Source organism: Roseibium sp. MB-4 (assembly GCF_053005265.1).
In genome coordinates this window covers 529,412-549,079 of sequence record NZ_JBRKQB010000004.1, presented here as the reverse complement: position 1 = coordinate 549,079, position 19,668 = coordinate 529,412, and the positions used below count along the sequence as shown (strand labels likewise).

Sequence of the window (19,668 nt, the reverse complement as noted above, 5' to 3'; positions counted from 1 at the left end):
TTTTAATCCCGGCAATACAAGTGATCTGGTTACAGACCCGTGGCTTTGTTTCTTCAGGAGGCCTTGCGTTCGCGCTCAATGAAACTGAACACGTCTCTGACCTTGCCGAACTTCGGCTTGTCAATTTCCAGGTAGTCGTGCATCAGCATATCGATGTCAGCCGCGTTAAAGGGCTTTTTCAAGAAACCGGAGATTCCGACAAAGGCGGCAGACCGTTCGAGATACGTCGTATCGTTTGTCGACATCATGTAAATGCCAACCTTGCTGGATAAATCCCGAATGGAACCGGCCAACTCCAGACCGTCTACACCCGGCATGTGAAAATCGGTCAAGACCAGTTCGAATTTGCCGCGAGAAAGCGCTTTCAACGCCGCATCGGCACTATCTGCTTCTGAAACCTCAAACTCGAAACGGCTGCTTTCCAAAACTTTTCGGGTCAGTTTCCGCATTGTTCCAGAATCGTCGACAACCAGGATCGGATAGGATCGGGTCATGATGCGATAGGTGGCAATAATCTCGGAGATTTCCGCGGGGCTGAAGGGCTTTTGCAGGAAATGATAGGCGCCAAATCGCTTCAGCACCGATTCCGCCTTATCATCGAGACTGCTCGACATGGCCACGGTCAAACAGTCATTCGACTGGGTATCGCGCATTGCCGAAACGACTTCCGGACCGTTCAGGCCTGGCATGTGAATGTCGACAAAGGCGACGTCGATGCGTTTCGCTTGGAGTATCTCGAGGGCCGCCCGACCATTCGACGCTTGCTCAATCTCGATATAGCGTTCACCACGATGGGCCTGAATACCTTCCGCAACGATGTCCCGAGCGATTGAGCTGTCGTCCGCGATCATCACGCGTATTATTTTGTGCAGCACGGCTTCCCCATTGCAGAAACGGCCATGCAAAATGATGCCAGCGGCCTAACTATGCAGTTGTTCAAGTAAAGTTATTTCACATCATTCGTATAATTTCGGTTACTGGCATCATTACTCAAACAACGCCTTAACCTGAACGAACAATCAGTTTTATATCAAAAACCGCAAGTACCAACGCAAGCCAAATCTACCGCGACACAACAACATCCAAAAATGCGAGGGTTTTGTTTTGCTCGATTTGCTTGAGCGCCTCTTTGAGAGCTGACTCCAAATCTGCCGCCTGTTCAACACGAGCAGCGAAGGCGCGGCTGGCCTTGGCAACATGCGTAAAGTCCGGCACCGGCGACAATTGGGTCAACGGCATCCTGTTGCTTCGGGCCGCATAGCCCTCCGGATAATGATCCAGAACAGACTGGCGCACCGCACCCCACTCTGCATTGTTTAATACGATCACTAGGATCGGCAGGTCGAGAGCTTCTGCAATTTGATGACAGACAACCGGGTTGGAAAACATGTACGACCCGTCTCCCATGGTCGCCACAATGGTGCGATCCGATGCGCCGAGCTTCATGCCAAGAGCGGCTGGAAAACACCAGCCGAGCCCGCCCGCATGGGGCTCCTGATACCAGGCCTGCCAGTGGTTTAAACTCATAGGCGCAGGAGGGCAGCCGAGTTCTGAAAGCACCGATGCTTTTTGATCCCCCAATACGCGGGACAGGCACAGACTGACTAAATTCTTGGTGATGCGCCCCGATCCATCGGCTTCAGCCAATGCCAAAACGGCTTGCCGGTTTGCCTTGTTGCGCGCAGCCCATTGAGCCCGTCTCGGCGCTGCTTTTTCGGACAGTTCAAGCTCATCCAAAGCTGCCTTCAAAGCGACGATTCCCGGCTGCACGTCGGAGGCAATCGCGAGGTCGCACTGGAAATTTCGCACCGGTACTTTGCTGAAGAGTGGATCCTGGCCAAGGTGTATGACTTTGCATCCGGGCTTTAGCTTGTGTTTGTCCGGTGCCCAGGGAGCAAGACTGTCGATAACGAGAACGACATCTGCGGATTCCAGAAGAACTGCCGGATCGTTGCCTGCAGCCATGGGATGATCGAGATCCATCGCAAGCCGCACAGCCCAATACTGGCAGACAGGCATGCCCCATCGCTCCGCCATCCCGGCAAGAGCTGCAAAGCCGTCGGCGCCACCGGCTCCGCGCTGCGCGAAAATCACTGGATTGTCAGCTTGGGAAATAAGTTCGACTGCCCGTGTAATGGCGGCTTGGTCGATACCCGGCTGCGGCGCGACCATAATCGCTGGCGAGCCCAATTGGTCCGCCGGGCAAGGCTCGCATAGGACCTCGCGCGGCAAGCTCACATAGACCGGACCGCGCGGTGTTGTCTCGGCAAGCGCTTTTGCCCGGTCAACCGTTTCGACAGCCTGCTCGGGAAACCGCAGCTCATAGTCCCATTTGCAGGCTTCCCGGACCAAAGCGGTTTGATCGCGCATTTCCTGCCCCCAGCCAATCGGAACGGTTCGCGACCCGAACCGCCCCTGCTCCGTTGTTGGGGTTCGCCCGGAGAAGAGCATCATTGGTATGTCTTCGATGGATGCGTTGATCGCGCCTATCGCGCAGTTGGCGAGACCAACATTCGTATGCGCCATCACTGCAGCCGTTTTGCCAGTGCCGAGGTAATAACCATGCGCCATGCCCATGGCCGCACTTTCGTGCGGGATGACAATCGCTTCCGGTAGATCGATGTTCTTGGCATCAGCCTCTGCAAGGCCTTCGATCACCGGCGGGAAATCCGTTCCGGAATTTGCAAAAATATAGTCAATGCCAATCGTTTTCATCCGGCTGAGCAGAGCCCCTCCGGATGTGATGGAGACAATCTCTTCTGTTGCACTTTTAGAGCGCAAAGCATCGCCATTGGCAGAAGTCGTCGCAGTCTTGCTCATGAGGAGAGTCCCAAATTTTCAATGGCGGTTTGAACAGCCAGCCGGAAGACCTGCTCGGCCGGGCTCGGCTGGGCATCGGGGCGCGTCATCAACCCGATCGGCCCTTTGGTGATGTCGCTTTCGAACGGCAGGCGGATCAAATCGCCATCAGCCGTTTCATTGCGCACCACACCGGAAGAAATAATCCAGACAGCGTCCGACTGACGCGTATAAATACGACCGAATGCGCCGGACACGGTCTCGATCCGGTTCGGAATTTCCGCAACGCCGTTGGCGATCAAATACCTCTCAACCAAGGGCCGGATGGCAGACCCCTCCGGCGGATAGAGCACCGGCCAATCAACAATGCGTTTGATATCCGGAGCTTCCAGGAGCGGATGACCAGCCCGGACGACGAACTCGACCCGCTCAGAATAAAGCTGCGTGAACGAAACCCCTTCCATGGTGACCGGGCGTCCGAGGCGGCCAATCACAACATCGATTTCACCCAGCCGCAACCGCTCGATGAGATATCCATGCGGACCATCCAGGATCTTCAGCATGACCGTTGGGGCCAAGTCCCGGAATTCACGGATGGCAGCGGGCAAGAAGCTTCCCGAAACACTCGGCAAAGCTCCAACGGTCAACGTGGCTCGCGCCTCCTCGCCGGCATTGACCACACCGTCCAGGCCCTGCTGGAGGCTGGCTAGGGAAATTTGGGCAAAATGCAGGAACATCTTGCCTTGCGGCGTCAGCGATATCCCCGCGCGGCTGCGGGTCATCAGTGTCGCGCCAATCGTTTCCTCCAATTCCTTGAGGGTCTTGGATATGGCCGGTTGAGTAAGGTTCAACTTGTCGGCAGCGAGCTTCAGACTGCGTTCCTGCGCAATCTCGACAAAACATTGGATGTGTCGGAATTTTATCCGCCGATCGATCATTTACTTATCCATTTCGGAAATCAAATGACCTAATTTGTCATTTTACTTCACCATTTCAGATAAACAATATGCTCAAAAACGCGTGGAGGTCTAGATGCGTACTCAAGTTGTCATTGTTGGAGGAGGTCCCTCCGGGCTCCTGCTGGGGCAACTTTTGCACATGAAGGGGATCGACGCGGTCATTCTGGAACGAAAGACCAAGGACTATGTGCTTGCGCGAATCCGGGCCGGCATTCTGGAAACGGGTCTGGTCGAACTGATGCGCGAGGCTGGCGTGTCCGAGCGCATGGACAAGGAGCGTTTTGTCCATACAGGCACCTGTATTTCCTATGAAAACGAGATGTTCTCGATCAACTTCGAGGATCTGATCGGCAAGAGCGTCATCGTATACGGCCAGACAGAGGTGACACGCGACCTCTATGACGCCCGCGAGGCGTCCGATGCAAAGACCATCTTCGAAGCAGAGGGTGCCGCAATCCACGATGCCGATACGGACGCACCATACGTCACTTACATGAAGAATGGCAGCGAGCACCGTATCGACTGCGATTTCGTGGCAGGGTGCGACGGCTTTCATGGAGTCAGCCGGAAAACCATCCCGGATACTGTCCGCAAAGACTATGAGAAGGTCTTTCCGTTCGGCTGGCTGGGTATCCTGTCCGAAACGCCGCCCGTGCACGAAGAGCTGATCTACGCCAACTCCACCCGCGGATTTGCACTCTGCTCCATGCGCAATGAAAACCTGTCCCGCTATTACGTCCAATGCGAACTCAGCGACAATGTCGAGGACTGGAGCGATGACGCGTTCTGGGAAGAACTCAAACGCCGCCTGCCGGAAGACATTGCGGAAAAGCTCGTCACTGGGCCGTCGATTGAAAAATCAATTGCGCCTCTGCGATCTTTTGTTAGCGAGCCGATGCGCTGGGGCCGATTGTTCCTCTGCGGCGATGCTGCGCACATCGTGCCTCCGACTGGGGCAAAGGGCCTCAACACTGCTGCGTCAGATGTTCACTATCTCCACCGCGCGTTGTCAGCCTACTACCTCGACAAGGACAGCACCGGCATCGACACCTACTCGGAAACGGCGCTGGCGCGGGTCTGGAAGGCGGAACGGTTCAGCTGGGCGACCACCAATCTGCTGCACCGGTTCCCGGATCAATCCGAGTTTGATCTGAAAATGCAGCGGGCCGAAATTGAATCTCTGCATTACAATCCGACCGCCCAAAAGTGGTTTGCCGAAAACTATGTGGGACTGCCCTACTGATGCACATCGCACGGCTCACAAATGCGGACATTCACTGGCGGGAAGATGGTGACCCGACCGGCTCCCCTGTCGTGTTTGCAAACTCCCTCGGCACGGATCTGCGGCTCTGGGACAAGGTCATCGACCGGCTTCCCGAAGAAGGCTTCCGCTACATCCGCTTCGACAAGCGCGGCCACGGCCTCTCCTCCTGCCCCTCTGATGTTTACTCCATGACGGATCTGGTCGTAGATCTGGAGGAATTGCTCGGCCATATCGAAGTATCGCAATTCTTGCTGGTCGGCCTTTCCATTGGCGGGATGATCGGACAACTGCTGGCCCATCGCCAATCGGATCGCATGACCAGTCTTGTTCTGGCCTGCACAGCAGCAAAAATGGGCACAGAAGACATGTGGCAGACCCGGATTGCCGCAGTCCGCAAAGGCGGTGTCGAAAATATCGCCGATGCTGTTCTGGACCGCTGGTTCTCCGGCCCTTTCCGGCACTCTGACGAATGCATTGCCTGGCGCAACATGCTGAGCCGGACGCCAGCTGAGGGTTATATCGGCTGCAGTGAAGCCCTGGCCGCGACGGATCTCACCGCGACAACCTCTGAATTGACGCTTCCCGTTTTGGGGATTGCCGGATCTGAGGATCTGGCCAGCCCCCCGGCGCAGGTAAAGGCCACCACGGACCTGATCCGTGGCAGCAAGTTCATTGAGATAGCAAGCGCTGGTCACCTGCCCTGTGTTGAGCAGGCTGACGTGTTTACCGGCCATTTGCAGGATTTTTTGAAGGAGAGCGCTCATGTCTGACCGGTATGAGCAGGGTTTGGATGTCCGCCGCTCCGTTTTGGGCGACGCCCATGTTGATCGCGCTGAAGCATCCAAGACGGATCTCGATGCGCCCTTTCAAACACTGATCACCGAGGCGGCCTGGGGAACGGTCTGGGCATCTGACGGCATCAGCCCGCGCGAGCGCTCCATGTTGACGCTGGCCCTCTTGGCAGCTCTCGGGAATTTTGAGGAAATTGCCATGCACATCCGAGCAACGGCCCGGACAGGTGCTAGCAAGCAGGATGTTCTGGAAGCCTTCCAGCATGTCGCGATTTATGCTGGAGTTCCGCGGGCCAACCAGGCGCTCAAGATTGCCAAGGACACTTACGCGGACATGGAACGGGAGGAGGCGGGCGAATAACGCCGGCCGGGAGGAACGCCACAATGAAACCAGGCCCCTATTACCAGCGTGACCGGCAATGGCAGCCGCCCGCGCTGACGCCGGACTACAAGACAAGCGTTTCCAGATCCCCTCAGTATTCGATGATCAGCCTGGAAACGACAGTCAGCGAAATCACCGGACCGGTCTTTGGACACAACGACATCGACCCGCTCGACAAGGATCTTCTGTCGAACTACGCAAAACCGGGCGAAAGCCCGATTGGCGAGCGCATCATCCTTCATGGACGGGTTCTCGACGAGAATGCAAAGCCGGTTCCGAACACACTGCTCGAAATCTGGCAAGCCAATGCCGGCGGCCGTTACCGCCACAAGAAGGACACTTATCTCGCGCCGATCGACCCGAATTTTGGCGGCTGTGGCCGCACACTAACGGACGAGAACGGGTATTACGCGTTCAGAACCGTGAAGCCCGGGGCTTACCCCTGGCGCAATTGGGTGAACAACTGGCGGCCGGCCCATGTCCATATTTCCATCTTCGGTTCCGCCTTCGCACAGCGCCTAATCACGCAGTGCTACTTTGAAGGCGACCCGTTGATCGCCAAATGCCCGATCGTGAACTCCATTCCCGACCCGGAGGCGGTTGATCAACTTGTCGCACGGCTGGATCTCAACGCCACCATCCCCCTCGATACCATCGCTTACAAGTTCGACATCGTGTTGCGTGGGCGCCGGTCGACGCTGTTTGAAAACCGGCCGGAGGGGAACTGATCATGCGCCAGACACTGGACTATTTGAAAGAAACCCCCTCCCAGACGGCGGGCCCTTATGTCCACATCGGCCTTGCGCCCGGAGCCGCCGGTTTTGACATCTACGCCCAGGAGCTCGGGCATGACATTGCCGGGCCAAACGCAAAGGGCGAACGCATCCGCATTGAGGGCCGTGTCATTGATGGCATGGGGTCTCCGATCAAGGACGTGCTTCTGGAAGCCTGGCAGGCCAATGCAGACGGCATCTATGCCCATCCAGAGCATCGTGGTAAAGTTGAGGACGGGTTCAGGGGCTGGGGCCGGGTCATTCCGGATTTCGAGACCGGAAACTGGACATTCGAGACAGTCAAGCCGGGTGCGGTCACGGATCTGAACGGTCGTCAAATGGCTCCGCATATCAGCCTCTGGATCGTTGCACGCGGGATAAATGTTGGCCTGCAAACCCGGCTTTATTTTTCAGATGAGGCGGCGGCCAATTCAGCCGATCCGGTCCTCAATCTGATCGAGTGGGAGCGCCGCCGGGCAACGCTGATTGCAGAGCGGACAGACAGCGACGGCACGCCGGTCTACCGGTTCGATATCAAGCTGCAAGGCGAAGACGAAACCGTCTTTTTCGACATTTGAGGCGGACATGAGCAAACACTGCATCATCTGTGTTGCGATCACCGGTTCGTTGCCGACAAAAGAAAACAATCCAGCTGTGCCGGTCACAGTCGCCGAACAAGTTGAAAGCACGCACGAGGCCTTTGAAGCCGGTGCCACAATCTGCCACGCCCATGTGCGCAACGAGGATCAAAGCCCGTCTTCGAATCCGGAGAAATTTGCTCGGCTAAAGGAAGGTCTTGAAAAACACTGCCCCGGCATGATCATCCAGTTCTCGACCGGCGGGCGTTCAGGCGCTGGAAAAGCGCGCGGCGGTATGCTGCCGCTTGAGCCGGACATGGCCTCCCTTTCCGTTGGCTCGAACAACTTCCCAACGCGGGTTTACGAAAACCCGCCGGATCTTGTGGATTGGCTGGCCGCAGAAATGCGGACCTACACCATCAAGCCGGAGATCGAGGCTTTCGATCTCAGCCACATTCACCAGGCAGCGGCGATGAACAAGGACGGCCGCATACCAGGCAGTCTCTATGTCCAGTTCGTCATGGGTGTGAAGAACGCTATGCCCGTCGATAAGGATGTGTTCGACTATTACATCAAGACTGTCGAACGGCTCGTTCCGGATGCCGAATGGTGTGCTGCCGGCATCGGCCGTCACCAGCTGACCATCAACGAGTGGTCGATCGCGGCCGGAGGGCACACTCGCACCGGACTGGAAGACAACATCCGCCTCGACAAGGACAGGCTTGCTCCGTCCAATGCCGCTTTGGTCAAACGGGCGGTTGAGCTTTGCGAAAAGTACGAGCGGCCGGTTGCGGACTGGCAAAAGGCACGCGAGATCTTGCAGATTCCGCTCCAAGCCGCTTGACGGCTAGAGCATCGGGCGTTTTGATTGAAGACGCCCGAAGGTGCTCGACCACTAAAAATCGATCAGCTTTGGACGTGAAATCGATCCCGATTAAACGCCCGCTGATCTAGTCTTCGATGTTTCTTGATCAGGCATCCTCTGTCTGAACGTAGGTTTCATGCCTGTTTCCCTGTTTTCCAGCCCGGTTTTTTCCGATCTTTACTCCGACGCCGATCTGGTTTTGCGGCTGGATGAGGATGCCGATCTCCTTCATATGATCCGGTTCGAGCAGGCTCTCGCAAAAGTGCAAGGCGCCCTCGGCATCATTCCGGAAGGTGCGGCTGCAACGATCGTCTCTGCGCTGGAAACCAGTGAGATTGAGCCGAATGCTTTGAGTAACGGCACGCGGTCTGCTGGAATTCCCGTTCCCGCACTTGTGGCTTCTTTGAGAAAGATCGCCGGTGACGACGCAGGCAGCTGGCTGCACTGGGGAGCCACCAGCCAAGACGTGATGGACACGGCGCTGGTTCTCCAGGCAAAGAGCTGCCTCGATGTGCTGGAAGAACGCCTTGGCAAACTGATCGACACTTTGGAAACAGAAAGCGTCCGGCACGCCAATCAGCTTCTGGCCGGCCGGACACGGTCGCAGATTTCGACACCTGTCACGTTCGGCTACCGGATTGCTCAATGGGCACACGGCCCAATTGACGCTGAGGCCGACCTGCCAGATCTTCGCAAGAAAGTTCTGAAAATCCAGTTCGGCGGGGCTTCCGGAATCAACGGTGCCGTGGTGCCAGATGGACCGCGGATCGCAGAAGCCCTTGCCAGGGAACTCAAGCTCCATTTTTCGTCATCCTGGCACACGAACCGATCGAATATCCTCGCGCTGTCCGCCTGGCTACAAGCCCTCACCGCCGGTCTCGCCAAGATGGCCGGCGATCTTCTTCTCCTCGGCCGCTCAGACATTGCGGAGGTCTCGTCGGGAACAGGCGGCGGATCCTCGACAATGCCGCAAAAGGCCAATCCGGTTCAGGCCGAAGCCATTCTGACGCTCAACACCATCGTGCAAACGTCCGCAGGTGGGATTTCGGCAGCGGCCAGTCCTGCAGAAGAGCGCGACGGCGCGCGCTGGCCACTGGAATGGGCGTTCTTGCCCCAGATGTTGATTGCAACCGGCGCAGCCCTCCGCCACGCCCAAGCGCTTGCAGACAGCATGTCTGCGAACCCGGAACGGATTTCCGCTGGTTTCAAAAACCATCCGGAAATCATGGCAGAGGCCGCCAGCTTTGCGCTTGCCAAGAACGGCGTTCCGAGAGCCGAAGCCAAAGACATTGTTGCCAAGGCCGCGTCACAGGCTGACTTCAAATCAACCTTGAAGGAACTGGCGCCCAATGGGATCGACTGGGACGCCGTTCTTGATCCGGCAACGGTCATACCGGCCTGCAAGGAAATGACCGCCGAGATATTTGCCCGGCGGTCGAGATAGCTCTCCGCTTCGCTTCAAACGCAAAGCCAGACAGGCCTTAAGCCAATAGACCGCAATATGCGCTAACTGAGCACACTCGGCAGCCACAGCGTGAGCGCCGGGAAACTGACAAGAAGCACCACACGCACCAGCTCCGCGCCAAAGAAGGGCGCAACGCCCTTGAACGTCTCGATCATCGGGGTGTCGCGGGCCAGGGAGGAAATCACGAACACGTTCATTCCGACCGGCGGCGTAATCAGTCCAAGCTCCACTACAATGAGCGCGAGGATCCCGAACCAGATCTTCAGATCTTCAGTGCTCATGCCGAACCCGGCGCCGTCAGCGCCCTGATAGATCCCGCCATTTATCTCGACCAGAACCGGCCAGAAGAACGGGATCACCAGCAGGATCATCGACAGACTGTCCATCAGGCAGCCGAGCAGGATAAGCGCAACGAGCAGAAGGATCAGGACCGTCATCGGCTCTAGGCCCGAACCGGCGATCCAGGCAGCGGTTTCCTGAGGCAGACGCACCCGCGACATGAAGATTTTCAGAAGTTCCGCACCAAGTATGATCAGATAAATCATGCCCGAGGTCGCAGCCGTTTCTTTAAGCGCGCCCAGCATGTCCGGCCAGGACAACTTGCGCTGCAAGAGACCGAAGACCAGGACGAGAAACACACCGGCAGCAGCAGCCGGGGTCGGGTTGAAAAAGCCGAAATAGATACCGCCAATCACAAGAGCAAAGATTAGCAGAACCGGGATCATTCCGGCCGTTGCCTCGATGAACTCCCGGCGGTCCGGCATCCCGCCTTTCGGGCCGGCCTCCGGCTTGATCGCCACATAGATCGCAATGGTCAGCAAGAAGAGGACGACGGCCAGCAGGCCGGGCAGGAACGCCGCCATGAACATCGTCACGATGTTCGCTTCAACGATGATCGCGTAAATGATCAGGACAACAGAAGGCGGGATCAGGATTCCGAGCACTCCGCCAGCCGCCAGTGTCCCGGTGGCAAGGGCCCCGGAATACTTGTAGCGGCGCAGTTCCGGCAATGCGACCTTGCCCATGGTGGAGGCCGTCGCAAGGGACGAACCACACACCGCCCCGAATCCGGCACAGCCTGCAATTGCCGCCATCGCCGTGCCACCGCGCAGCCAGCCAAGCCAGGCATTTGCCCCCCGGAACAGCGCCTGGCTGAGCCCCGTCTTGGAGGCGATCGCCCCCATCAGAACAAACATCGGCACGACGGACAGGTCGTAGATGGAGAACTGGCCGTAAGCCAACGTCTTCAACTGGCTGAAGACCAACGCCGGCCCGTTGAGCAGCATGGTTCCGACGCCGCCGACCAGGATCATCGCGTAGGCAATCGGCATCCGGATCGCAATCAGGATGATCAGCGCGACGAGCCCGCCCACGCCGAGAACAACAGCGTCTGCCATATATCGTTATCCTTTCGACAGGGCTGAAGTGTCACGCATCAAAGTGACGAGCGCTGCAAGGGCCAGCAAGACAAGGGACACAAGGATCGGAACAAACGCCAACCAGTGCGGGATCTGCAAGATCGTGGTCGTATAACCGTATTCTCTTTGGTCGAGCATGCCGTGGAACATGCGCCAGATCAGCAGAGACGCAAACCCAAGCGCAACCAGTGAGCCAAGCAACGTGAAGAACGCGATCAACCGCTTCGAGGCTCCAGCTGTGAAAATATCCGCTGACACATTGGCGCCTGTCAGCTGGCAAAAGGGCAGGAACGCAAAGACTGCGATCGCGACGCCCATTTCCGTGAGTTCAAAGTCACCGGGGAAAGGCTTACCGAACATGGATCCGATGATGGACATCATGTTCACCGCGACGACGGCCAACAGAACACCGCCGCCGAGGAGAGCCCACACCGTGATGACCCAGCTGGCAATCCCGGTGAACCCGGAATTGCCTGTTTGGTGATCTGTCGGCATCAGTTGGACGCGTTGTTCGCAACAGCGGCGCGGGCCTTGTCCACCAAAGCGGACCCGTCGATGCCTTTGCTGGAGACTTCCTCGACCCAGCGGCCGACAACCGGCTCAAGCGCTGTGTTGAACTCCGCGGTTTCTTCTGGCGTCAAGGTGATGTGCGTGTTGCCGGCCTTCACCGCGAGCCCAATGCCAAAATCATCTGCACCAGCCCAGATATCGCCAACTTCCTTCGACCAGGCAGCATCAGATGCATCGCGGAAGGCTTTCTGGATATCTTCCGGTAAGCTGTCCCAGCGGTCCTTGTTCATGGACACCTGGAACACCGTCGTGCCAAAGCGTTCCTTGTCCGCACCTTCGATCTGGTAATTGGTCTGCTCCTGGATCTTCAGCGGCGGAATGATTTCCCAAGGGATCATCGCCCCGTCAATCACACCCTTCTGCAGTGCAGGTGGAAGTTCCGGCACCGGCATTGCAACCGGGGACGCGCCAAGCGCTTCAATCACCCAGGCGCCCGTGCGTGTCGGGATCCGGATTTTCTTGTCCTTGAGGTCTGCGACTGACCGCACTTCCGTGTCGCGCATATGAATGCCCTGACCGGCATGCACATGGAGGAACATGACCTCAACGCCCTTGTAGTCGTCTTTCAGATCACTCTCGAAGAGTTCCTTAAGCGCCAGATTGGTCGCTGCGGTATCGTTCTTGTGGACCCCCGGCAGCTCAAAGACTTCAGACCTCGGGAACAGGCCGGGTGTATAGCCGTTGACCGTCCAGACAAGGTCCACAACACCGTCGCGAACCTGGTTGATCAGCTCCGGCGGACGGCCGCCCAAAGTCATCGCCGGATAGATCTCGATGGAGACCTTGCCGCCGGAATTTTCCTCCACCTGCTTAGCCCAGGGCACCAGCATCTTGGAGTGTGCCGGGGCCTTTTCGCCCAGGAAGTGGTGCAGCTTGAATTCGTGATCTGCAGCCTGCACTGATGTTGCGCCGAGCGCCAACAGGGCTGCGCCGAAAACCGCCTTGAAATCCATGATCGTTCCTCCTCCTACGCCGGAAATACAAGAAATAGACCAGTCCGGCTGTGGCCGCGCCTCATTCGCGCTGTTGGTTGCCCAAGCTTATCGGGTGCAAGGTGCCGCTGGCACACAAATTTTCACCCTATTGAAGCCTATCCCACCATTAAACAGGAGACATGTCTCCTCCCGAATTCAGTTTTTACTAATTCACTTGGTAATGTAAAATGACATAATGTTGGAATTGATTTCCCTTTTTGGAAACTAACTGCCGATTACCCGTGGCATCAACACCAGCCAGTCCCCGAGGCATCATCTCAGCCTGTACTCTGCTGAGGGAGCCGCATAGAGTGAGGCGTAGCCTCTTATGAGAACACTTCAGGAGATAACTGGATGATAAGCCAACTGTCAGCGCGGATGAGCGTTTTTGCTGCTGCGGCATTTGCGATCGGCTTTTGTGCAGCCGCGCATGCTGACGATACCATTTCCAAAGTCAAAGCGGCAGCACCTTTGGCGGTTTGCGAGATTACGCCGAAGGAAAACGGCAAAGCCTACGTCATATGGCATTTGACGGCCTTTGATGGAGACGGCACCCGCTACTACCGGGCGATCACCAGCAACTTGATCGAATTGATCGTCAAACCGGATGGCTCCATCCAGAGCGATGCCAACCCGTGCACGAATGAACTGACATTCTACTCATCGAGTTACCGCTGAGCTGTCAGGATACTGCCCAAGTGGTGGCGCATTCATATGCGCCGCCGACCGCTGATCGCGGTGCTGCGCTCTTCATAGTGTGTCATAACCATTGAAGAAGTGGTGCAAATGAGAAAAGCGTTCTAGGAAAGCGCTCAAGTAGGCCGAAGGCCGATAGCGCAATAAGAGAAGGTGGTGCCGCTGATAGGACTCGAACCTACGACCCCATCATTACGAATGACGTGCTCTACCAACTGAGCTACAGCGGCTTGGCTCTTGAACAACTCCAAGAGACGATCTCAAAGGCAGTCCTCAAAAACTGTCGCTGCCCGAGTGGGCCGCTAATTACCGGAGCTTCGATCCGGATGCAAGGGCTTTTCCGGGTCCAGGAAATGATGACCACACGTTCAGGTCATCAGTACTTTCCGGATTGAAGCTTCCCTCCCCAGCCTAGTTAAAGAACCGGGGGCGGGAACCTTTCTTCTTGTCGTCCGCGTCCTCGTCATCATCTGTGCCCGGATCATCCGGCATGCGCGAGAGAGGAAATTCAATCGGACGATCTAAGTCCTCGTCTTTGGCCTTTTTCTCATCAGACTTGCTGTCCTCAGATGTGCCATTAACCCCGGACTCAGGTTCAGCGGCCTGTTTGTCTGGTGTGGCGTCTGAAACAACCTTTTCAGCCTCATCTGTTTTGGCTTTCTCTGCACCGGCATCTTTTTCAGGTGCCGCGGGAGCGGAAGCCTTATCAGACAGAGTTGAAGCTGTTGGACCGTCCGGCAAGTCCTTGAGGGCCGGAGCGAATTTCACATCGTCCGTTGTCCCCTCATAGCCTTCCTTTTTAACCGGAGCAGCAGTCGCTTTTGCGTCGGATTTAGCGTTTGGCGCAGGCTCCGCCTCCTTGGTCGTTTTTGACGGCTCCTCGCTTTGAGGCTCGGCCTTCAACTCAACAACCGTGGCTTCGGCGGCCTCTTCCGGTTTTTCATCGGACGCGTCTTTGAGCTGCGAAGGTGCGGTCGCCGCTGGCTCTGCAGCAGGTTCCTGGGCTGGTGCAGGTGCAGCCGCAGGCAGAACAGGGGCCTCAAACAGGCTGTCTTCCAACAGAACACCATCTTCCTCGTTGAGGCTGCCCGGCGATGACCATTGGAACGCGTCAAGCTTCCCGGTCACAGGCGACACGGCCTGCCATTCAGAAGACACCACGCCGTCGGCGATCCAGACCTTGTCGAGCGGCGCCTTGACCGCCCGTGCAAGCCAATCGCGGACCCGGCCCTTGTCGCCGGTCTCTGCCTCTTCCACTTCGGCCATCAGGATGAAGGCCGCCCGGGTCGGCTCGGATTGCAGCACTTTCTTCAGCTGTGTGCGGGCCTCTTCAAATTCGCGCGCTTCCAATGCAGCCTTGGCGACCGCGATGGCCCCTTCTGCAGTGTTGGCGCGTTGCGCCGCAAGGCTTTTGGCACGCTTCAGCCTGTCAACAGCTGAATCGCCCGTGCGCACATGGGAATAGGTTTCGGCCAACTCCGGGTGCGGCGACAACCGCCAGGTCGCCTCGATCACTTTCGACGCCTTGCGGATATCGCCCCGGCGGGTCGCCAGCCGAGATGTGATGACAGCGGCTGGAACCAAGTCCAGTGCCAACCCGTGCGCCTCTTTTGCCAGCGAGAAGGCCCGGTCCGGATCGTTGTCCTCCAGTTTGTGGGCAAGCGCGGTGAGGATGACTGCGCGCTGACGGCGATAGGCCTTTTTATCCAGGAGCTTGGACGTGTAGTTCCGCTCAAGGGTTTTCAACGCCTCATCCCAATGATGGGCAACCGCCTGATACCCGAGAACGGCTTTCCCGGCCCACTCCAGACCCGGCGCGGATTTCGCGGCCTCTTCGGCGTAATGGCGCGCGGCAACGGGTTCCTTCTGGCGTTCGGCCTCGACAAACAGGCCATGCAAACCGAGCGTTTTGGTTTGCGGATCGTCCAGCATGGCTTCAAAGCGCTGCCGCGCTTCGCCGTCCTTGCCGGCAAGCTGCGCCGTTTGCGCAAGAAGAAGTTTTGTCGCCGGTTCTTCGTTCAGCAGCTTGTCTGCATCAAGACCATAGCGGCGTGCCATTTTGGCATTGCCCGTGCCAAGTGCAATCAACCCTTGCGACAAAGCTGTGTAACCTTTGTCCTTCCGGCGCTGCTTGAAGAAACGGCCAGCGATTTGCGGCGACTTCAGGATCGCGCGGATAAACCCGACAACGACAAGAAACGCGACGAGAACAAGGCCCACCACCAGGGCCACCACCACCGGCGGCTGTTCCCAGACATAGCCGTTCCAGCTGACCGATATCGTTCCAGGCAAATCCGCCATCCAGGCAAACCCGAGGGCAGCCAAAAACAGCATGGCGAAAAAGATGAGGACGCGGATCATCGGTGTCGCTCCCAAAGTGCGCCGGACCATCCCGGCAGAATAAACTCAATTCCGGCCGGCCGTTGAGCGGCCGCCGGCTCAGCTGTCGTTTTTCGCAAGCGCGCTCAGAACTTCCTGAGACGCCTTGTCCGTCAGCGCATCAACTTCAACCCGTGCCTCTGCCCGGTTTGTCCAGTCCGCCGCTGCGTCCTGACCCGCTTGCGGTAGATCCTTGGAGGCCGCAAGCGCCGCGCTCAAATCTCCCTTGGAGACAGCATTTTCCATCCGCCGCAAGACAGCATCCGGTCCGGTGCCATCTGCATTACCCGGCCCGCGCACTGCCACAAGCGACCGGGCACTTGCCAGGAAACTCTGGAGGACGTCACCGGACTCGTCCGGTTCCGCAAAGGTTTGGTAGACGCTGCGCGCAACATTCGGGAACTGCGCGATCAGGACAGACACTGGCTCCACACCGGTCTTTGCGTGGGCTTCAAGCGCGGACAGGTCCATATCTGCCGGAAGGCCTGCTTTGACGGCTGCAAGCTCTGTCTCATAAGGACGGCCCGAATCCACTGCCGATTTCAGAGCCGACACAGACAAGGCCCGCGCCGCGGTCTCCCGCGCCGTTGCATCGCCCATGGTCGATTCAACTTGTGCCAGTCTCTTGGACAAGCTGTCGAGTTCAGCCCGCAAATCTTCAAGTGCGGCGTTGTTGGCTGCACCGACGGACTGAATGTCTGCTGAGAGGCTCGAAAGTGTTTCGGTCGCCCGCGCCTGACTGTCCGCAAGGGTCTTCAAGGACACATCTGAGGTCGACACCGCCGTTTGCGCAGCTTTTGCTGTTGCCTCGGTGTTCTGCAAACGCGTCTGAAGCTCGGTCAGCTGCGTCTCAAAACCTTTGACCTGACCTTCAAGGTCCGTCACGGAACCGGACAGTTTTTCCGTCTCTGACGATGCAGCCGTTGTGCCGCCTTCCAGTTCGGTAAGTCGGGACTCGATTGGGGCGAGATCGACGGGTGCTGCGGCTTTCACCGTATCTTCCAGGCTGCTCAGCCGGGTTTCCAGCGGCGCCAGATTTACAGGCGTTCCGTCTGCAGACGTCGCAGAACCGGAAGCCAGATCGGCTTTCAAGGCATCAAAGTCCTGCTTCAACGCATCGACGGCACCAGACACATCAGCTCCACCAGACTGGGCGGCTTCTGCCAAAGACTGCTCCATGGCAGCGACTTTGCTCTCCAAATCCGAAAGAGCTCCGCTGACGTCTTGTCCGGAAACAGTCGTTCCAAGCGCACTCAGCTGGCTTTCCAGATCCGAGATTTTCCGTTCTGCTGCTGTCAGCGCGCGGGACATCTCCTGATCCTGCTCAGGTGTCAGCTTGACGATGCCGGCCTGATAGAGACCAAAGCCTCCGCCGAGCACCAGGACGCCGCCGATCACCGCGGCGATCAGAACACCGAACGCACCAACACCGCTGCTTTCCTGAGCCGCGGGCGGATTGGAGAAACTTGCAGATCCGGATGCGGGTTTCTGCGCCGAACTACTGGAACTGGAAGACGGTTTGCTTGTTGCCGCACTTGCCGATGTGCTGCTCGAACTGCTCTTTCCAGCGTCCGTAGCTGATGTCGTCGGCTTCGAAGCGGACTGAGAGGACGTGCTACTTGCGGCCGAACCAGCGGGCTTGGAAGCGGTCGACGAAGACGAAGTCGCAGATGACGCGGCGCTCGACGGACGCGTTGAAGATGTTGAGGAACTTGTCGTTGGGGACGTTTTCGACTCGGCGGGCTTGGACGATCCGGATGTCCCGGATGCTGTCGAAGACGGTGATTTGTCGCTCACCTTCTCCGGCTTCAGATCAATTGTGACCGGACGCTTCGATCCGGACGACCCAGAACTGGAGGCGGAGCTTCCCGATTTTGCGGATGAACCGGATCCTTTGCCATCGGATGATGATGTTCCGCCAGGAGTTTTGTTGTCACTTGCCATCTATCTCTCTCCCGCACCCAGCCAGTCCCAAGATCTTAACTATACACGTCTCTTTGCAAAGCGGTAGCACCGCGGCAAAGAGTCTTGCGCGCTGCAAAACAACGACTCCCCCGGTTCGGGTTAACACTCTGCTAACAACAGATCGAAGAGCGCATCTTCACGCGGCGCGCTGGCGATATGAACGTCATTAAAGCCCTGGAGACCTGCTGCTGCTTGGCCGGAAATTGCGTAGACCGGCAAATTGGAAAAAATGTGTTCTGGCAAATTGGCGGTGAGGAGCCTCGCGAGGATTTCGCCAGTGCGGCGCGAAAACACCAAAACACCGTCATAGTCTTCATTTGTCAGCCCTGGAAAGACAGTCTTTGGCAGGTCCGGAACAGGCTCCATTCGGTAAACGGGAAGGGTCTGACAAGTGAAGCCACCCTTTTCCAGAAGTCCCCCGAGATCGCCGGATCGCTGTTCTGCGGACAGATAAAGGACCTTGCGCAAGTCAGATCCAGCTGACGACAAGATCAGGTTGGCCAGACCCGCCACATCGGAATCAGCGGAGCGAACGTCGTCAAAACCCGCCGCCCGACAGGCTGCGGCGGTTTTGTCTCCAACCGTGAAGGTAGGCAGAGACGTCAATTGTGTCAGCTGTGCGTGATGAGTGATCGCATCAACAGCACGGCGGCTGGTGAGCGCCAAAGCGTCAACACCGGCAAGATCAAAACTTGGCGGCGGACAGGGGCAAAACTGCAGCAGGGGCATTTCGTCCGCCTCATGTCCCAAGGCCCGCAACCGATCGGCTGTTCTCTTGCAGTCGGGTTGCGGACGGGTCACAAGGAAACGCATCGGCTCAGTGGCTCGAGAGGAACCCAGGCCCCATCTTGGCTTTCAAGGCTTCACCTGCTGCCTGGCCGATTTGAACAGCATCAGTTGCGCGGCCGGAACGCACCTCATCATGAACCTCGGAGCCGTCCGGTTTCAAAACTGTGCCTTTCAAGGTCAACTCGTCGCCGTTCAACAGGGCCAGACCGCCAATCGGGGTTCTGCAGGATCCATCCAGAACCGCAAGGAATGCGCGTTCCGCATCAAGACGGATTCGGGTCTCCCGATCATGGATTGCCTGCAGCATTTCAAGCGTTCGTTCGTCGCCTTCACGGCTTTCGATGCAGATCGCGCCCTGGCCAACAGCCGGCAGAAAATCCTCGGTTTCGAGAAGACTGGTCACCTCCCCTTCAAGGCCAAGGCGGCGCAAGCCTGCATAGGCCAGCAGTGTCGCATCCACTTCACCCTCTGCGAGCTTGCGCAAACGGGTCTGCAAGTTGCCGCGGTACATCACCACATCAATATCGGGGCGAAGGCGTTTGATCATCGCCTGGCGGCGCAGCGAGCTGGATCCGACCACCGCGCCATGCGGCAAATCCATCAGGGTTTTGGCTTTGGGAGATAAAAATGCGTCCCGAACATCTTCACGCGGCAAGAAGGCGGTCAGTGCCAAACCGTCCGGCAGAACGGTCGGCATGTCCTTGGACGAGTGTACGGCCAGATCAATACGCCCATCCAGCATGGCCTCCTCAATTTCCTTGGTGAACAGGCCTTTCCCGCCGACTTCAGATAAGGGCCGGTCCTGGATCTGGTCTCCCGAGGTCTTGATCACCACGATTTCGAAGGTGTCCTCTGGAAGGTCATGGGCAGCCATCAGCCGGGCGCGGGTTTCATGGGCTTGAGCCAGAGCCAGCGCGCTGCCCCGTGTTCCGATGCGCAAAGGATTTGATTGCAAGGTTTACCGTCCAAATGCTACGCCCGGCTAAAGACGCGCCGGGTCT

20 protein-coding genes and 1 tRNA gene are annotated in these 19,668 nt (G+C 57.6%); 10 read left to right on the top strand and 11 right to left on the bottom strand.

What is annotated here, in order from left to right; all coding sequences use genetic code 11:
- Positions 1-53: 53 nt before the first annotated feature.
- From ACVDG4_RS22220 to pcaQ, 3 genes are all read right to left on the bottom strand, one after another.
- Positions 54-875 (bottom strand): response regulator, encoded by an 822-nt coding sequence (locus ACVDG4_RS22220; protein WP_133952199.1) that lies wholly within the window; start codon positions 873-875, stop codon positions 54-56.
- Between the two features lie 187 nt (positions 876-1,062).
- Complete coding sequence (locus tag ACVDG4_RS22215) at positions 1,063-2,820, bottom strand: thiamine pyrophosphate-requiring protein (protein ID WP_447236708.1); 1,758 nt, start codon at positions 2,818-2,820, stop codon at positions 1,063-1,065.
- Positions 2,817-3,737: a pca operon transcription factor PcaQ gene (gene pcaQ / locus ACVDG4_RS22210; protein ID WP_447236707.1), complete on the bottom strand. Its 921-nt coding sequence runs from the start codon at positions 3,735-3,737 to the stop codon at positions 2,817-2,819. Before pcaQ ends, ACVDG4_RS22215 begins: the two co-directional genes overlap by 4 nt.
- A gap of 94 nt (positions 3,738-3,831) precedes the next feature.
- Here pcaQ and pobA point away from each other — a divergent pair, with 94 nt between their 5' ends.
- The 7 genes from pobA to ACVDG4_RS22175 all read left to right on the top strand — a co-directional run bounded on the left by pobA (position 3,832) and on the right by ACVDG4_RS22175 (position 9,855).
- Positions 3,832-5,001 carry a 4-hydroxybenzoate 3-monooxygenase gene (pobA, locus tag ACVDG4_RS22205; RefSeq protein ID WP_447236706.1) on the top strand — a complete coding sequence of 390 codons (1,170 nt, stop codon included), beginning with the start codon at positions 3,832-3,834 and terminating at the stop codon, positions 4,999-5,001.
- Entirely contained in the window at positions 5,001-5,792 is a 792-nt protein-coding gene (gene pcaD, locus ACVDG4_RS22200) for a 3-oxoadipate enol-lactonase (protein ID WP_447236705.1), read from the top strand. The genes pobA and pcaD overlap by 1 nt, the downstream gene beginning before the upstream one ends.
- Positions 5,785-6,174 carry a 4-carboxymuconolactone decarboxylase gene (gene pcaC, locus ACVDG4_RS22195; protein ID WP_447236704.1) on the top strand — a complete coding sequence of 130 codons (390 nt, stop codon included), beginning with the start codon at positions 5,785-5,787 and terminating at the stop codon, positions 6,172-6,174. The genes pcaD and pcaC overlap by 8 nt, the downstream gene beginning before the upstream one ends.
- A gap of 23 nt (positions 6,175-6,197) precedes the next feature.
- Positions 6,198-6,923 (top strand): protocatechuate 3,4-dioxygenase subunit beta, encoded by a 726-nt coding sequence (gene pcaH / locus ACVDG4_RS22190; RefSeq protein ID WP_447236703.1) that lies wholly within the window; start codon positions 6,198-6,200, stop codon positions 6,921-6,923.
- A 2-nt stretch (positions 6,924-6,925) separates the two neighbouring features.
- On the top strand, positions 6,926-7,546 hold the full coding sequence (gene pcaG, locus ACVDG4_RS22185) for a protocatechuate 3,4-dioxygenase subunit alpha (RefSeq protein ID WP_447236702.1): 621 nt from the start codon (positions 6,926-6,928) through the stop codon (positions 7,544-7,546).
- Positions 7,547-7,553: 7 nt separating this feature from the next.
- Entirely contained in the window at positions 7,554-8,390 is an 837-nt protein-coding gene (locus ACVDG4_RS22180; RefSeq protein ID WP_447236701.1) for a 3-oxoadipate:acetyl-CoA acetyltransferase, read from the top strand.
- A gap of 157 nt (positions 8,391-8,547) precedes the next feature.
- Complete coding sequence (locus ACVDG4_RS22175) at positions 8,548-9,855, top strand: lyase family protein (protein ID WP_447236700.1); 1,308 nt, start codon at positions 8,548-8,550, stop codon at positions 9,853-9,855.
- A 62-nt stretch (positions 9,856-9,917) separates the two neighbouring features.
- On the opposite strand, the gene ACVDG4_RS22170 is transcribed toward ACVDG4_RS22175, so the two are convergent.
- Genes ACVDG4_RS22170 through ACVDG4_RS22160 form a run of 3 tightly spaced genes read right to left on the bottom strand, consistent with a single transcriptional unit; the run spans position 9,918 to position 12,817 of the window.
- Positions 9,918-11,273 carry a TRAP transporter large permease gene (locus ACVDG4_RS22170; protein ID WP_447236699.1) on the bottom strand — a complete coding sequence of 452 codons (1,356 nt, stop codon included), beginning with the start codon at positions 11,271-11,273 and terminating at the stop codon, positions 9,918-9,920.
- A gap of 6 nt (positions 11,274-11,279) precedes the next feature.
- Positions 11,280-11,789: a TRAP transporter small permease gene (locus ACVDG4_RS22165; protein ID WP_447236698.1), complete on the bottom strand. Its 510-nt coding sequence runs from the start codon at positions 11,787-11,789 to the stop codon at positions 11,280-11,282.
- Positions 11,789-12,817, bottom strand: a complete 1,029-nt coding sequence (locus ACVDG4_RS22160) for a TRAP transporter substrate-binding protein (RefSeq protein WP_447236697.1) — start codon at positions 12,815-12,817, stop codon at positions 11,789-11,791. Before ACVDG4_RS22160 ends, ACVDG4_RS22165 begins: the two co-directional genes overlap by 1 nt.
- Before the next feature lie 375 nt (positions 12,818-13,192).
- On the opposite strand from ACVDG4_RS22160, the gene ACVDG4_RS22155 reads away from it, so the two are divergent.
- The gene (locus ACVDG4_RS22155) at positions 13,193-13,516 is read left to right on the top strand and encodes a hypothetical protein (RefSeq protein ID WP_447236696.1); all 324 of its coding nucleotides are present in this window, start codon (positions 13,193-13,195) and stop codon (positions 13,514-13,516) included.
- Between the two features lie 172 nt (positions 13,517-13,688).
- Here ACVDG4_RS22155 and ACVDG4_RS22150 read toward each other — a convergent pair.
- From ACVDG4_RS22150 to ACVDG4_RS22140, 3 genes are all read right to left on the bottom strand, one after another.
- Positions 13,689-13,764 (bottom strand) — tRNA-Thr (locus ACVDG4_RS22150).
- Positions 13,765-13,945: 181 nt separating this feature from the next.
- Positions 13,946-15,895 (bottom strand): heme biosynthesis protein HemY, encoded by a 1,950-nt coding sequence (locus ACVDG4_RS22145; protein WP_447236695.1) that lies wholly within the window; start codon positions 15,893-15,895, stop codon positions 13,946-13,948.
- Between the two features lie 78 nt (positions 15,896-15,973).
- Complete coding sequence (locus ACVDG4_RS22140; protein ID WP_447236694.1) at positions 15,974-17,311, bottom strand: COG4223 family protein; 1,338 nt, start codon at positions 17,309-17,311, stop codon at positions 15,974-15,976.
- 58 nt (positions 17,312-17,369) lie between these two features.
- Between ACVDG4_RS22140 and ACVDG4_RS22135 the strand changes: the two genes are divergently transcribed.
- On the top strand, positions 17,370-17,519 hold the full coding sequence (locus tag ACVDG4_RS22135; protein WP_209179992.1) for a hypothetical protein: 150 nt from the start codon (positions 17,370-17,372) through the stop codon (positions 17,517-17,519).
- Positions 17,520-17,525: 6 nt separating this feature from the next.
- Entirely contained in the window at positions 17,526-17,924 is a 399-nt protein-coding gene (locus tag ACVDG4_RS22130; protein ID WP_409687116.1) for a hypothetical protein, read from the top strand.
- Positions 17,925-17,977: 53 nt separating this feature from the next.
- On the opposite strand, the gene ACVDG4_RS22125 is transcribed toward ACVDG4_RS22130, so the two are convergent.
- Both ACVDG4_RS22125 and hemC read right to left on the bottom strand, forming a co-directional pair.
- Positions 17,978-18,691 (bottom strand): uroporphyrinogen-III synthase, encoded by a 714-nt coding sequence (locus ACVDG4_RS22125; protein WP_447236693.1) that lies wholly within the window; start codon positions 18,689-18,691, stop codon positions 17,978-17,980.
- A 4-nt stretch (positions 18,692-18,695) separates the two neighbouring features.
- Positions 18,696-19,622, bottom strand: a complete 927-nt coding sequence (gene hemC, locus ACVDG4_RS22120) for a hydroxymethylbilane synthase (protein WP_447236692.1) — start codon at positions 19,620-19,622, stop codon at positions 18,696-18,698.
- Positions 19,623-19,668: the final 46 nt, after the last annotated feature.